The 14,145-nt window shown below is 67.2% G+C and carries 17 protein-coding genes; all 17 read left to right on the forward strand.

Annotated elements, in window-relative coordinates; all coding sequences use genetic code 11:
* The first annotated feature begins 12 nt into the window (after nt 1–12).
* The 17 genes from V3B64_RS18880 (at nt 13) to V3B64_RS18960 (ending at nt 14,144) form a co-directional block, all read left to right on the forward strand.
* Entirely contained in the window at nt 13–1,014 is a 1,002-nt protein-coding gene (locus tag V3B64_RS18880) for a KpsF/GutQ family sugar-phosphate isomerase (RefSeq protein ID WP_032130370.1), read from the forward strand.
* 66 nt (nt 1,015–1,080) lie between these two features.
* On the forward strand, nt 1,081–1,629 hold the full coding sequence (locus V3B64_RS18885) for an HAD hydrolase family protein (RefSeq protein WP_049398160.1): 549 nt from the start codon (nt 1,081–1,083) through the stop codon (nt 1,627–1,629).
* Nucleotides 1,626–2,201: an LPS export ABC transporter periplasmic protein LptC gene (gene lptC, locus V3B64_RS18890; RefSeq protein ID WP_049398159.1), complete on the forward strand. Its 576-nt coding sequence runs from the start codon at nt 1,626–1,628 to the stop codon at nt 2,199–2,201. The genes V3B64_RS18885 and lptC overlap by 4 nt, the downstream gene beginning before the upstream one ends.
* Before the next feature lie 104 nt (nt 2,202–2,305).
* On the forward strand, nt 2,306–2,857 hold the full coding sequence (gene lptA, locus V3B64_RS18895) for a lipopolysaccharide transport periplasmic protein LptA (RefSeq protein ID WP_032130194.1): 552 nt from the start codon (nt 2,306–2,308) through the stop codon (nt 2,855–2,857).
* Entirely contained in the window at nt 2,857–3,576 is a 720-nt protein-coding gene (gene lptB, locus V3B64_RS18900) for an LPS export ABC transporter ATP-binding protein (RefSeq protein ID WP_032130193.1), read from the forward strand. The genes lptA and lptB overlap by 1 nt, the downstream gene beginning before the upstream one ends.
* 40 nt (nt 3,577–3,616) lie before the next feature.
* Nucleotides 3,617–5,041 carry an RNA polymerase factor sigma-54 gene (locus tag V3B64_RS18905; protein WP_279913695.1) on the forward strand — a complete coding sequence of 475 codons (1,425 nt, stop codon included), beginning with the start codon at nt 3,617–3,619 and terminating at the stop codon, nt 5,039–5,041.
* A 58-nt stretch (nt 5,042–5,099) separates the two neighbouring features.
* Nucleotides 5,100–5,417, forward strand: coding sequence for a ribosome-associated translation inhibitor RaiA (gene raiA / locus V3B64_RS18910; protein ID WP_004147311.1), 318 nt, complete (start codon nt 5,100–5,102; stop codon nt 5,415–5,417).
* 21 nt (nt 5,418–5,438) lie between these two features.
* Nucleotides 5,439–5,891 (forward strand): PTS sugar transporter subunit IIA, encoded by a 453-nt coding sequence (locus V3B64_RS18915; RefSeq protein WP_032130191.1) that lies wholly within the window; start codon nt 5,439–5,441, stop codon nt 5,889–5,891.
* A complete protein-coding gene (hprK, locus tag V3B64_RS18920) occupies nt 5,888–6,838 on the forward strand; it encodes an HPr(Ser) kinase/phosphatase (RefSeq protein ID WP_005408388.1) in 951 nt (316 codons plus the stop codon). The genes V3B64_RS18915 and hprK overlap by 4 nt, the downstream gene beginning before the upstream one ends.
* Nucleotides 6,839–6,865: 27 nt before the next feature.
* A complete protein-coding gene (rapZ, locus tag V3B64_RS18925; protein WP_032130190.1) occupies nt 6,866–7,750 on the forward strand; it encodes an RNase adapter RapZ in 885 nt (294 codons plus the stop codon).
* Nucleotides 7,751–8,142: 392 nt separating this feature from the next.
* Nucleotides 8,143–8,535, forward strand: a complete 393-nt coding sequence (locus V3B64_RS18930) for a PTS fructose subfamily transporter subunit IIA (RefSeq protein WP_014036239.1) — start codon at nt 8,143–8,145, stop codon at nt 8,533–8,535.
* On the forward strand, nt 8,528–8,797 hold the full coding sequence (locus V3B64_RS18935) for an HPr family phosphocarrier protein (protein ID WP_005408385.1): 270 nt from the start codon (nt 8,528–8,530) through the stop codon (nt 8,795–8,797). Before V3B64_RS18930 ends, V3B64_RS18935 begins: the two co-directional genes overlap by 8 nt.
* 2 nt (nt 8,798–8,799) lie before the next feature.
* Complete coding sequence (gene ptsP, locus V3B64_RS18940; RefSeq protein ID WP_100437450.1) at nt 8,800–10,569, forward strand: phosphoenolpyruvate--protein phosphotransferase; 1,770 nt, start codon at nt 8,800–8,802, stop codon at nt 10,567–10,569.
* Nucleotides 10,570–10,763: 194 nt separating this feature from the next.
* Entirely contained in the window at nt 10,764–12,125 is a 1,362-nt protein-coding gene (gene mgtE, locus V3B64_RS18945; RefSeq protein WP_329914688.1) for a magnesium transporter, read from the forward strand.
* Between the two features lie 59 nt (nt 12,126–12,184).
* Nucleotides 12,185–12,451, forward strand: a complete 267-nt coding sequence (locus V3B64_RS18950) for a hypothetical protein (protein WP_010483664.1) — start codon at nt 12,185–12,187, stop codon at nt 12,449–12,451.
* A gap of 70 nt (nt 12,452–12,521) precedes the next feature.
* On the forward strand, nt 12,522–13,340 hold the full coding sequence (locus V3B64_RS18955) for an alpha/beta fold hydrolase (RefSeq protein ID WP_329914689.1): 819 nt from the start codon (nt 12,522–12,524) through the stop codon (nt 13,338–13,340).
* A gap of 312 nt (nt 13,341–13,652) precedes the next feature.
* On the forward strand, nt 13,653–14,144 hold the full coding sequence (locus V3B64_RS18960; protein ID WP_071228058.1) for a transposase: 492 nt from the start codon (nt 13,653–13,655) through the stop codon (nt 14,142–14,144).
* Nucleotide 14,145: the final 1 nt, after the last annotated feature.

Raw genomic sequence — 14,145 nt, forward strand, 5'->3', positions numbered from 1 at the left:
CGTGGCGTCCGCATGGCCGAATCCCTGTTGCCCCCCCGTTCCGTCGACCCTGCCGGCCTGGTCGCCAGCGGCCGCCGCGTCTTCGAGATCGAGCGGCAGGCGCTGGACGCCGTGGCCGACCGCCTTGGCGAGGCGTTCCAGCAGGCCTGCCAGGCGATCCTGGCCAGCCGCGGCCGGGTGGTCGCCACCGGCATGGGCAAGTCCGGGCACATCGCCCGCAAGATCGCCGCCACCCTGGCGTCCACCGGTACGCCGGCGTTCTACGTGCACCCGGGTGAAGCCGGCCACGGCGACCTCGGCATGATCACCGAGGACGACGTGGTGCTGGCCCTGTCCTATTCGGGCGAGTCAGACGAGGTGCTGATGCTGCTGCCGGTGCTCAAGCGCCAGGGCAACGTGCTGATTTCCATGACCGGGCGCCCACAGTCCAGCCTGGCCACCGCCGCCGACATCCACCTGGACGTGAGCGTGCCGGCCGAGGCCTGTCCGCTGGCGCTGGCGCCGACCTCCAGCACCACCGCCTCGCTGGCGATGGGCGACGCGCTGGCCGTGGCCCTGCTCGACGCACGCGGCTTCACCGCCGACGATTTCGCCCGTTCACACCCGGCCGGCAGCCTCGGCCGCCGCCTGCTGCTGCACATCACCGACGTGATGCACACCGGCGACGACCTGCCCAGCGTGGGCGCCGACGCCAGTCTCAGTGAAGCGCTGATGGAGATGAGCCGCAAACGGCTGGGCATGACCGCCGTGGTCGATGCCGGCGGCGTACTGATCGGCCTGTTCACCGACGGCGACCTGCGCCGCGCGCTGGACAGCGCGCTGGACGTGCGCACCGCCAAGATCGCCGATGTGATGACGCGCAACCCACGCACCATCGGCGCCGACCAGCTGGCGGTGGAGGCGGCCCGGCTGATGGAGACCCACAAGATCACCGGCCTGATCGTGGTCGATGACCAGGGCCGCGCAGTCGGCGCCCTGAACATTCATGACCTGTTGCGGGCCCGGGTGGTTTAACCGACAGTCCGTAGACCCCATTCAGTCTGTACTGCCCCACCCGAACCCACCGAGCCTGCCGCCCTGATGCCCTGGTCCCCCCTGCCCGCCTTCCCTGCCCACCTGCATGCCGCCGCGGCCCGTATCCGCCTGGCCTGCTTCGACGTGGACGGCACCCTCACCGACGGTCGGCTGTACTACGACAAGGACGGCAACGAGAGCAAGGCGTACTTCGTGCAGGATGGCCTGGGCCTGAAACTGCTGCAGCAGCACGGCATCCACCCCGTGCTGATCACCGCGCGCAACAGCCAGTCCGCGCTCAAGCGCGGCGCCGACCTCGGCATCGACACCCAGATCGCCGTAGGCGACAAGCTGGCCAGCGTGCAGGCGCTGTGCGCGCAGCATGGCATCGGCCTGGAACAGGTGGCCTTCATGGGCGATGACCTGCCGGACCTGGCGCCGCTGGGCGCGGTCGGCCTGGCGGTGGCGCCGGCCAACGCCCATCCGTGGATCGCCGAGCGCGTGCACTGGCAGACCCGTGCCGATGGCGGGCGTGGCGCCGCGCGCGAGCTGTGCGACATCCTGCTGGCCGCGCAGGGGCATGTGGACGCCGTACTGGCGAGGTTCGGAGCATGAACCTGCCGACCGTGAACTGGCGCACCCTGCTCGGCATCGGCCTGCTGCTGGCGGCCCTGTTGAGCAGCTGGGCGGCGCTGCGCAACCGCGACAAGGGGCCAGCCAGTGGCGGCCAGGAAGTGGGCGTGGATTACATCCTGCACGACTTCCAGATCGTCGCCCTGGATGAGCACGGCAAGGAATCGACCACCCTGCGTGCGCCGCTGCTGGAACGCCAGCGCGGTGACCAGACCATCAACATCGCCACGCCGTTGTTCGAGATGCCGGACAAGGATGGCAAGCACTGGACCCTGCGTGCCGAAACCGGCTGGCTCAGCGCCAAGGGCGACGAGATGAAGCTGCGCGGCAACGTCGCCGGCGACAGCCCGGTCGGCCCGGGCACGGTGCCGACCACCTTCCGCACCGACCATCTGGACGTGTTCCCGAAGGAAAACCGCGCCCGCACCGACGCCCTGGTGACCATGACCCGCCCGGGCATGGAACAGTCCGGTGTCGGCTTCGAAGTGGATTCGAAGAACAACACGTATCATTTCCTCAGCCAGTCCAAGGGCCGCTACACGCCCAAACGCTGATTCCGCCGCCAGCCTGCGACGTCTCCGGACAGGCGCAAGGCCGGCAGCCCCACCCGCCCGCCCCCGGTCCACCCGGGAGGCCCCCACCGGTAGAACGGACCCCGATGAAGATTCCCTTTGCCGCCGTACTCGCGCTTGGTCTTCTTGTCCCCAGCGCCGCCTTCGCCAAGTCCACCGACCGCAACGAAGACATGCACATCGATTCCGGCGCCCAGTCGGGCACGCTCACCGGCGACGGCAAGACCGTGCTGTCGCAGGGCGTGATCATCACCCAGGGCACGCTGGACCTGCGCTCGTCCGAGGCCGAGATCTACCTCAAGGACGGCGAGCCCGTACGTGCGGTGTTCACCGGCAAGCAGGCCAAGATGAAGCAGCAGCTCGATGATGGCACCTGGATGGACGCGCTGGCCGACCGCATCGACTACGACATCAAGACCGAGATCATCACCCTGACCGGCAACTACAAGGTCACCAGCGCGCGCGGCACCAATGCCGGCCAGCGCATGGTCTACAACACCCGCACCGGCGAAATGAACTCCGGTGGTGACGGCAGCCGCGTGCGCACTGTCATCCCGCCGAAGAACAAGACCCCGGCCGCACCTGCGGCACAGCCCAAGGCCACCACGCCGGCACAGCCGGCCGGGAGCAGGAAGTAATGCTCGTCGCCAAGGGCCTGCGCAAGAAGTACAAGCAACGCGAAGTCGTCAAGGACTTCGGGCTGACCCTCGACGCCGGTGAAGTGGTCGGCCTGCTCGGCCCCAACGGCGCCGGCAAGACCACCTGCTTCTACATGATCGTCGGCCTGGTTGCCGCCGATGCTGGCAGCATCGTGCTCGACGGCAAGGACATCACCGGCGACCCGATGTATACCCGGGCCAAGCAGGGCGTGGGTTACCTGCCGCAGGAGCCGTCGGTGTTCCGCAAGCTGACCGTGGCCGACAACCTCCGCCTGGTACTGGAGCTGCGCGAAGACCTGGATTCGGCTGGCCGCGAGCGTGAATTGAACAGCCTGCTCGACGAACTGCAGCTGGGCCACGTCGCCGACCAGCTCGGCGCCAGCCTGTCCGGTGGCGAACGTCGCCGCTGCGAGATCGCCCGTGCCCTGGCCGCGCAGCCGCGCCTGATCCTGCTCGACGAACCGTTCGCCGGCGTCGACCCGATTTCCGTCGGCGAGATCCAGCGCATCGTCACCCATCTCAAGCAGCGTGGCATCGGCGTGCTGATCACCGACCACAACGTGCGCGAGACCTTGGGAATCTGCGACCGCGCGTATATTCTCGCTGAGGGCAGCGTGCTGGCCCAGGGCTCGCCGGAAGCGATCCTGGACAATGCCGACGTGCGTCGCGTCTACCTTGGGGATTCCTTCAAGCTGTGACGGCAAGCGCCGGGTCCCTCTCCTTCCTTTCGGCACAGGCATGAAGACTCGGCTGCAGACATCGTTGGGACAGCAGCTGGTGCTCACGCCCCAGTTGCAGCAGGCGATCAAGCTGCTGCAGATGTCCACCACCGAGCTGGAGCTGGAGATCGCCCAGGCGGTGGAAAGCAATCCGCTGCTGGACTGGGCCGACAGCAGTGACAGCAGCAGCGCCGGCAACGAAGGCAGCGATGGCAACGACGGTGACGCCCCGGCAGAACGTACCGATGCCGGTGACGACTGGGCACCGGCCGAACTGGACTGGAGCGCGGCCGGCAGCGGCGGCAGCTTCGACGATGACGACGACACCGGCAGCGCCGCCGAGCGCGTAGCCGAAACCGAAACACTGGCCGACCATCTGCTGTGGCAGCTGCATCTGTCGCATCTGTCCTCGCGTGATCGCAGTATCGGTGCCGCACTGATCGATGCGCTGGACGACGACGGTTACCTGCGCGAGCCGCTGGCCACCATCGCCGAAACCCTGTTGCCGGCGATCCACGCCGACGAGGACGAGATCCTCGCCGTGCTGCATCGCATCCAGCGTTTCGATCCGGTCGGTGTGGCTGCACGCACGCTGGGCGAATGCCTGCTGCTGCAGCTGGATGTGCTGGCCGGTGACACGCCCGGCCTGGTGCTGGCGCGACAGATTGCCGCAGGCCCGCTGGAACGGCTGCCGCGCAGCGGCGTCGCCGGGCTGGCCCATGAACTGAAACAGCCCCTGGACGAGGTCGAGACCGCAGTCACCCTGCTGCGCTCGCTGGACCCGCGCCCGGGCACGCAGATCGCACCGCTGTCGCAGGACACCTACGTGGTGCCGGATGTGGTGGTGTGGCGGCAGAACGGCGTATGGCGCGCAGCGCTGGCCGCGCATGCCGGGCCGAAGGTGGTGATCCACCGCGGCTACGAACAGCTGATCCGACGTTGTGGCGACGCCGATGCCGGCTACCTGCGTGCCCAGCTGCAGGAAGCGCGCTGGCTGCTGAAAGGGCTGCAGCAGCGTGGCGAAACCCTGCTGCGGGTGGTACGCAGCCTGATCCTGCAGCAGGCCGGCTTCCTCGAATTCGGCGAGCAGGCGCTGCGTCCACTGACCCTGCGCGAGATCGCCACCGAGCTCGGCCTGCACGAATCCACGGTCTCGCGCGCGATCGCCCGCAAGCACGTGCGTACCCCGCGCGGCACCCTGCCGCTGCGCGCCTTCTTCGCCTCGGGCATCGATACCGAGGGCGGTGGCGAGGCGTCCAGCACGGCCATCCAGGCGATGATCCGGCGCCTGATCGACGACGAGAACCCGCGCAAGCCGCTTTCTGACGCCAAGCTGGCTGACCTGCTCAAATCGTCGGGAATTCCAGTAGCGCGACGCACCGTGGCGAAGTATCGTGAAGCCATGAACATTTCCGCCTCGCACGAAAGGGTCAGAATCGCTTGACGCGCCGCCGCGCCCGGCGGAGAGGTTCATTGGCACATCCGAACACAGGAGAAACCCGATGCGCATCGAAACGTTTGGCAAAGATGTCGAAGTCACCCCGGCCCTGCAGTCCTATGTAGAGGAGAAGCTGGCCCGGATCGGCAAACACTTCGACCAGCACTGCGAAGCGCGGGTGACCCTCAAGCTGCAGAAGACCGAACACCACGTCGACGCCAGCCTCAACATTCCCGGCCAGACCCTGCACGCCGAGGCCAATGCCCAGACCATGTATGCCGCGATCGACCTGCTTGCGGACAAGCTTGACCGTCTGGTGATCAAGCACAAGGAGAAAAAACAGCAGCACGCACCGCTGCCGGTGGGCGACAATGGTGGCTGATCGCCACCGTTCCCCGCAGACATGCCCCTGACTGACCTCCTGGCGGCCGTGCAGACCCAGCTCTGCACGGCCACCGACCGCGACAGCGTCCTGCAGGCCGCCGCCGGGTTGCTGGCCTGCCGCCAGGCCAACGCCGAACAGATCTATCTGAACCTGTGCCAGCGCGAAGCGCTGGGCAGCACCGCGATCGGTCACGGCATCGCCATTCCCCACGGCCGCGCGCCAACCCTGGACCGCCCCCGCGGCGCCCTGCTGCGGTTGGCCACCCCGGTCGACTTCGGTGGCGACGAGCCGGTGGACCTGGTGTTCGCCATGGCCGTCCCCGCCCACTACACCCACCAGCACCTGATGCTGCTGTCCGAGCTGGCCGAGCTGTTTTCGGCGCCCGACATCCGCCAGGCCCTGCGCGAAGCGGGCGATGCCCGGGCGCTGCGCGAGGCGCTGGACATGACCCCACCTGCGAGTGCCGCATGAATACCAGCATCACCGCCCGTGAACTGTTCGAACAGCAGCGCGAGCGGCTGGGGCTGCGCTGGGCTGCCGGCAAGTCCGGCGAGAAGCGCGAGCTGGAGGCCGGCAACACGGTCTCGCGGCGTCCGTCGCTGGCCGGCTACCTCAATGCGATCTACCCCAACAAGGTGCAGATCCTGGGTACCGAGGAACTGTCCTGGCTGGATGCGCTGGAACCGCGCCAGCGCTGGGAGACCATCGAAAAGATCATGCAGTCGCACCCGCTGGCGCTGGTGCTGACCCGCAACCAGGCCTGCCCGGAAGACCTGCGCGCCGCTGCTGACGAATCCGGCACGCCGCTGTGGCTGTCGCCCAAGCGCGGCCACGAACTGCTCAACCATCTGTCCTACCACCTGGCGCGTACGCTGGCGCCGCGGGTGATCCTGCATGGCGTGTTCATGGAGATCTACTCCATCGGCGTGCTGATCACCGGAGAGGCCGGATCGGGCAAGAGCGAGCTGGCGCTGGAGTTGCTCAGCCGCGGCCACCGCCTGGTCGCCGATGATGCGCCCGAATTCACCCAGATCGCGCCCGACGTGCTCGATGGCACCTGCCCCGAACTGCTGCAGGACCTGCTGGAAGTGCGCGGCCTGGGCGTGCTGAACGTGCGCGAGATGTTCGGCGACACGGCTGTAAAGAAGAACAAGTACCTTCGGCTGATCGTCCACCTGACCAAGCCGATGACCGAACCCACCCCGCATGGCTACGAGCGCCTGACCGGCGACTCGGGCACCCGCCATGTGCTGGACCTGGATGTACCGCTGATCACCCTGCCGGTGATGCCCGGCCGCAACCTGGCCGTGCTGACCGAGGCCGCGACCCGCCTGCACATCCTGCGCACCAAGGGCATCGACCCGGCGGCCATGTTCATCGCCCGCCACAGCAACCTGCTGGAACGGCGAACACCCTGATTCCCCTGTCCTTCGAAGAGCCTGTCCATGAGCACCGTCACCCCCTCCGCCCCGACCCTGATCATCGTCAGCGGCCTGTCCGGCTCGGGTAAATCCGTCGCCCTGAAGACCTTCGAGGACCAGGACTACTACTGCTCGGACAACCTGCCGATCAATCTGCTGCCCGACTTCGTGCGCAGCCTGCTGGCCAACCACGACGGCAGCGCACCACGCCGCCTGGCAGTAGGCATCGACGTGCGCGGCCAGGCCGACCTGAGCCAGCTGGGCGACTGGCGGCAGCTGGCCACCGATGCCGGCGTGGAAGTGAAGGTGCTGTTCTTCGAGGCCAGCGACGAGGCCGTGCTCAAACGCTACGCCGACACCCGCCGCCGCCATCCACTGAGCCAGCTGGGCCTGTCGCTGCCCGAAGCGATCGCGCGTGAGCGTGAATTGACCGCACCGCTGCGCCGCGAGGCCGATGCGGTGATCGATACCAGCAATCTCAACGTGCATCAGCTGCGGCGGCGGATCATCACCGAGTTCACGATGGACCATGCCACCGGCCTGTCGCTGCTGTTCGAATCGTTCGCCTACAAGCGCGGCGTGCCGGCCGAGGCTGACTTCGTGTTCGATGCGCGGGTGCTGCCCAATCCACACTGGGACCCGGATCTGCGTGCGCTGAGTGGCCGCGAACCGGGCGTGCGCGACTACCTGGAAGCGCAGCCGGACGTGCAGCGCTACCTGACCCAGCTGATGGATTTCCTCGATACCTGGCTGCCGAAGCTGGGGGATGGCACCCGCAGCTATGTGACCGTGGCCTTCGGCTGCACCGGCGGCAAGCACCGTTCGGTGTTCCTGGCCGAGCGCCTGGCCCGGCATGCCCGCGAGATGGGCTGGGAAGACGTGGCGACCTACCACCGCGAACAGGATTGAGGGGGTCGGCCGGGCTGCGCCCGGCACCCGCAGAGGCCACGTCAACGGCAAGAGCGGGATTACGTGGGATGGCGGGGCGGTGTGGGTCTGCAGGACACGCCGTAAACCCGTCCATGGGGGCTCGATGGCGCCATCCATGGCGCCAACGGTCCTGCAGACCCACACCGCCCCACCTCTGACAGATTCCGTGTGCTGTTGGTAGGTGTCGACCTTGGTCGACACGGTAGATCCACGCCATGCGTGGATGAATCCCGGTCAGGCACCGAAAAACGGATGGGGTCGGATCCTTTTCCAACGGAAATGGGCTCCGACCCGAGCAACGCTGAATACGGGACACAGTGCCCCTCATCTGCTGCTATCGCCAATTCACCTTGACCTGTTAACGTGCAGTAATGACCTGTGGCATTCTCCTCGTAACACATCCCGGGGTCGGGACCGCCCTGCTTGACGTGGCGACCCGGCTCCTGCGGCAATTGCCGCTGAAAACCGAAGCTTTCGAAGTACCGTTCGACGCAGACCTGGACGCCCTGCTCCCGCTCGCCTCGGCCGCTCTGCGGCGGGTCGACAGTGGTGAAGGCGTGCTGATCCTGACCGACCTGTACGGCGCCAGCCCCGCCAACCTTGCCGGGCAGCTGGCCCGGCTGGGGACCCCGGTTCGCCGGGTGTCGGCGCTGAGCCTGCCGATGTTGCTGCGGGTGATGAATTATCCGGAACAGGGACTGGATCAACTGCCCGCCACAGCCGCGGCGGGTACCCGTAATGGAGCGATAGTCGACGATGCTTGAACGAGAACTCACCGTGAGCAACCGCCTGGGCCTGCACGCCCGGGCCACCGCCAAGCTGGTGCAGACCCTGGCGCCGTTCCGCTGCAACGTGACCATGGCCGCCAAGGGCCGTGAGATCAACGCCAAGAGCATCATGGGCGTGATGCTGCTGGCCGCCGGCCAGGGCACCCCGGTCACGGTGCGCATCAACGGCGAGGACGAAGCCGCCGCGATGGAAGCGGTGGTCGGCCTGTTCGAACGCCGCTTCGACGAGGACAGCTGAGCGTGCCACGCGCGCGCGCCGGCCAGGTCCCCTCCGGCCAGCGGCCGGTACAGCTGCTGGCCGGGCACGGTGCTGCCCGTGGCGCAGCGATGGGCCGGGCGCGGGTGCGCCTGCCACATGCGCTGGAAGTGGCCGAGCAGCGCGTCGCCGCCCATCAGGTCGAGGCCGAGCTGGCCCGCCTGCACCGCGCGGTGGATGCCGCGCGCACGGAAATGCACGAACTGCGGCAGCGCCTGCATGGCGCCCTGAACCAGGAGGTGGGCGAGTTCCTCGACCTGCATGCCCTGCTGCTGGACGACCCCGAGCTGTTGTTCGGGCTGGACGAACTGATCCGCAGCGGCCCCTACAGCGCCGGCTATGCGTTGCGCCTGCAGCGTGACCGCCTGGCCAAGGTCTTCGATGGCATGGACGATGCCTATCTGAAGAGCCGCATGGACGACCTCGACCATGTGATCGGCCGCATCCACGCCTTCCTGCAGCCCGAACGCCCGCCGGTGATGAAAGGCCTGGCCGGTGAAATCCTGGTCTGCGACAACATCGCGCCCTCCGAGCTTGCCCAGTTGCAGGCGCAGGGGGTGGTCGGCATCGTCACCGCCGCCGGCAGCGCGCTGTCGCACAGTGCGATCCTGGCGCGCAGCCTGCACCTGCCCTTGATCGTCAACGTGCCGCAGCTGCTCAGCCGCATCGCCGATGGCGACGTGCTGATCATCGATGGCGCCGACGGCAGCATCACCGCCAACCCGCAGGCCGACAACCTGCGCGACTACCGCGCGCGCCTGAAAGAACATGCGCGCGAGCAGCGCGAGCTCGGCCGCCTGCGCAGCAAACCCAGCCGTACCCGCGACCAGGTCGACATCGCCCTGCTGGCCAATGCCGAATCGCTGGAGGACGTCACCCAGGCGCATGCGCTGGGCGCGCAGGGGCTGGGCCTGTACCGCACCGAATTCCTGTTCCTGCAGCGCAACGAGCTGCCGGACGAAGAAGAACAGTTCCAGACCTACCGCGATGCCGCGTTGGGCATGAGCGGGCGACCGGTCACCATCCGCACGCTCGATCTGGGCGCGGACAAGGCCGACCGCACCGGCCTGACCCTGAGCAACGAAGAAAACCCGGCCCTGGGACTGCGCGGCGTACGCCTGTCGCTGGCACGGCCCAAGGTGGCCGACACCCAGCTGCGCGCGATCCTGCGCGCCTCGGCCTACGGCAAGCTGCGCGTGCTGGTGCCGATGGTCAGCACCCGCGAGGAACTGCTGGCGGTGCGCCGGCGCATGCTCAAGCTGACCGAACAGCTGCGCAGCGAAGGCCACATGGTGTCCGACCATGTGCCGCTGGGCGCGATGATCGAGGTGCCCGCTGCGGCGTTGGCGCTGGAGAGCTTCATCGACCTGGTCGACTTCCTGTCGATCGGCACCAACGACCTGGTGCAGTACCTGCTGGCCGCTGACCGCAACAACGAGGCACTGGGCGAGCTGTATTCGCCGCTGCATCCGGCCGTGCTGCGGTTGCTGCAGATGGTGATCGAGACCGGCGCGCGGCATCGCATTCCGGTGGCGGTCTGCGGTGAGATGGCCGGTGATGCACGGATGACTCCGCTGCTGCTGGCGCTGGGCCTGAGCGAATTCAGCCTGCACCCCGGCACACTGCTGGAGGTGCGCCGCGCGATCCGCGAGGCCGACCTGGCCGCGCTGCGCGCGCGCGCGCCGAAGCTGCTGGCCGCACGCGACCGTCGCGCGATCGAGCGCTGGCTGGCGCTGGTGGCGGATACGCCCTGAGCGCCAAGGGTAGTGCCGGCCGCTGGCCGGCAACCTCATGGCCTTCAATGGGGACGCTTGCCGGCCAGCGGCCGTCACTACCACCGCCCGGCGGCTATGCGTTGAAACATCCCCTTGCGATAATGACGCGCTGAACACCCCTGTTGCCGCATCCTTGCCGGGATCGCGGCTTTTCTTATCCCGCGGGAGCTGCGATGGCTGAAGCTGTACGCCACGACAAGACTGCGCGCCAACTGCGGATGCTGTCCGACGCACTGGACAGCGGTCGGCTGGGCCCGGTGCGCCGCCTGGTCAACACCCTGGCCCCGGCCGAGATCGGCAACCTGCTCGAATCGCTGCCGCCCGGCAAACGCGAGATCGTCTGGGGCCTGGTCGATCCGGAAGATGACGGTGAGGTGCTGGTCCACGTCGGCGACGACGTGCGCGAGAGCCTGCTCGCCGACATGGACCCGGACGAGATCATCGCCGCGGTCGAAGACCTGGACATCGATGATCTGGCCGACCTGGTCGAAGATCTGCCGGACACGGTCATCGACGAAGTCCTCAAGTCGATGGACCGCGAGAACCGCGAGCGCCTGGAACAGGTGCTGTCCTACCCCGAGGACAGCGCCGGCCGCCTGATGAACCCGGACGTGGTGACCGTGCGCGCCGACGTCAACGTTGACGTGGTGCTGCGCTACCTGCGCCTGCGTGGCGAACTGCCCGACCACACCGACCACCTGTTCGTGGTCAGCCGGCGCCATCAATACCTCGGCCGGGTGTCGCTGGCGGCACTGGTGACCCACGAGGACACCACCCCGATCAACCGCCTGATCGACGACGAGCAACCGGCGATCGATGTCGGCGAAAGCGACCAGGAAGTCGCCCGCCAGTTCTCCGACCATGACTGGATCTCCGCGCCGGTGGTGGACGACAACAACATCCTGGTCGGCCGCATCACCATCGATGACGTGGTCGACATCATCCGTGGACAGGCCGAGCACCAGGCGCTGGGCGCCGCCGGCCTGGACGAGGACGAAGATCTTTTCAGCCCGGTCTGGCGCGCCATGCGCCGCCGCCTGATGTGGCTGTCGGTCAATCTGTGCACGGCATTCCTGGCGTCCAGCGTGGTCGGCCACTTCGAGGGCACCATCGACAAGCTGGTGGCGCTGGCGGTGCTGATGCCGATCGTTGCGGGCCTCGGAGGCAACGCCGGCACCCAGGTGCTGGCGCTGATGGTGCGCGGCCTGGCGCTGGGCCAGGTGGGCGCCTCCAACGCGCGCACGCTGCTGTGGAAGGAAGTGCGGGTCGCCTTGTTGAACGGCGTGATGCTGGGTTCGGTGCTGGGCCTGATCGTACTCGCTTGGTTCCACTCGCCCGGGTTGTCGGCGGTGATCGCCATCGCGCTGACCTGCAACCTGCTGTTCGCCGCGTTGGCCGGCGTGCTGGTGCCACTGACCCTGAAACGCTTCGGCTTCGACCCGGCGCTGGCCAGCGGCATCTTCCTGACCGCCGTGACCGACTCGATGGGCTTCTTCACCTTCCTCGGCCTGGCCACCCTGGTGCTGCTGCACTGACCGCATCAAGGATCGGGCCCCGCCAAGCGGGGCTCGGACCCCACTCAACGGGAACACCCATGGCAACAACGATAGAAAACTACTTCCAGCCCGGCTGGCGCGACCAGCAGCACACCTGCCCGGCCTGCGAATGGAAGGGCAGCTCGCGTGCCATGGAGATGGAGCTGGACGAGGACGCCACCGAGTACGACTGCCCGGTCTGCGAGAACCCGCTGCTGGTGGTGCTGCACCCGGATATGGCGCAGGTGCAGGCTGCGGCCGCCGAAGGCAATGCCGAGGCCCAGGAGCAGCTGGACATCATCGCCAGCTTCCCGCGCCCGCAGTGACGCGGCGCACGATGCCGGGCCGACGTTGGCGGACTACGATGCAGGCGTTCTCGCCGCTTCGGAAAACCCCATGGTCCGTCTGCTGTCGCGCTGGCTGCCACTGCTGGCCCTTCTGATGATGAGCGGTTGCACTTCGCTGCCGGACAGCGCGCGTGGCCGCTTCGAAGCACGTGCGGTGAAGGTGGATGGACACACGGCTTACTACCAGGTGTTCATTCCCGCGGGCCTGCAGGCCCACAGCCCTGGTGGGCAGACGCCCGCAACCTCCAACGTCCCGGTCATCCTGTTCCTGCACGGTTCGGGCGAGCGCGGCGCCGATGGCATCAAGCAGACCCACGCCGGGCTGGGGCCTTATCTGCGCGAGCATCCCGACTTCCCTGCCCTGGTGGTGTTCCCACAGGTACCAGGCCATGAGGAATGGAGCGGCCGCAACAACCGTGCGGCCGTTGCCGCGCTGGACGCGACGATCGCCGAATTCGGCGCCGACCCGGCACGGCAGTACCTGACCGGCATGTCGATGGGCGGCTACGGCAGCTGGAACATCGCCCTGGACGACCCGCGCCGCTTTGCCGCGATCGTGCCGGTGTGCGGTGCCGTGCTGGCACCACGCGCAAAGCGCCCGACCCTGTTCGTCGAGCAGGTCGCCCAGGAAACCGATCCGTATGCCGTGATCGCGCAGCGCCTGCAGCACACGCCGATCTGGATCTTCCACGGCGCGCTGGATGACGTGGTGCCACCGGATGACGACCGCAGGCTGCATGCCGCATTCCAGAGCGCCAACTCACGCGATGTGCGCTACACCGAGTACCCGGAAGGCAATCACAATGCCTGGGACGCTACCTACGCCGACCCGGCAATGTGGGCGTGGCTGTTCGCGCAGAAGCGCTGAACCGCAGTTTCTCGTAGCTGCCAACCTTGGTTGGCACTGACTGCTCTGGTAGTTGCCAACCTTGGTTGGCATTGACTGCTCTGGTAGTTGCCAACCTTGGTTGGCATTGACTGCTCTGGTAGTTGCCAACCTTGGTTGGCATTGACTGCTCTGGTAGTTGCCAACCTTGGTTGGCATTGACTGCTCTGGTAGTTGCCAACCTTGGTTGGCATTGACTGCTCTGGTAGTTGCCAACCTTGGTTGGCACTGGCCTACCTGAAACCAAGCCATTCCCCGATGTTCACTGGAAGCAGGCCCATCCATGCTTGCTCCATGCAGAACACACGTCTCCTGCTCGGTCGTCGCTCCAGCGTCGGCCTCAGCTATATCCTCACCACAGTCGTCCATGACCGCGCACCGCTCTTCACCAACGCCGCAGTGGCCGCCTTGGCAGTGCGCGAATTCCAGCGACTTGATCAGGAAGGCTTCACCCGCTCGATTGCCTACGTGGTCATGCCCGACCACATTCACTGGCTGGTCGAACTGCGCGCCGGGTCACTGGAAACCGTCATGAAGCGTTTCAAGTCGCGCACAGCCCAGCAGGCAAACCGGCTGCTGGGGCGAGTCGGGCGCTTCTGGCAGGCCTGCTATCACGATCATGCGATCCGCTCGGACGAATCGTTGCACCGACATGCGATGTACCTGATGGGAAATCCGATCAGGGCCGGGCTGACGACGCGGTTGGGGCAATATCCCCATGCCTGGTGCGAATGGGAGCTTGGGGCATCATGTGATCTGCCCGATGACATGAGCTCCGGTGGATAGT

Source organism: Stenotrophomonas sp. SMYL86 (assembly GCF_036320025.1).
GTDB lineage: Bacteria > Pseudomonadota > Gammaproteobacteria > Xanthomonadales > Xanthomonadaceae > Stenotrophomonas > Stenotrophomonas maltophilia_A.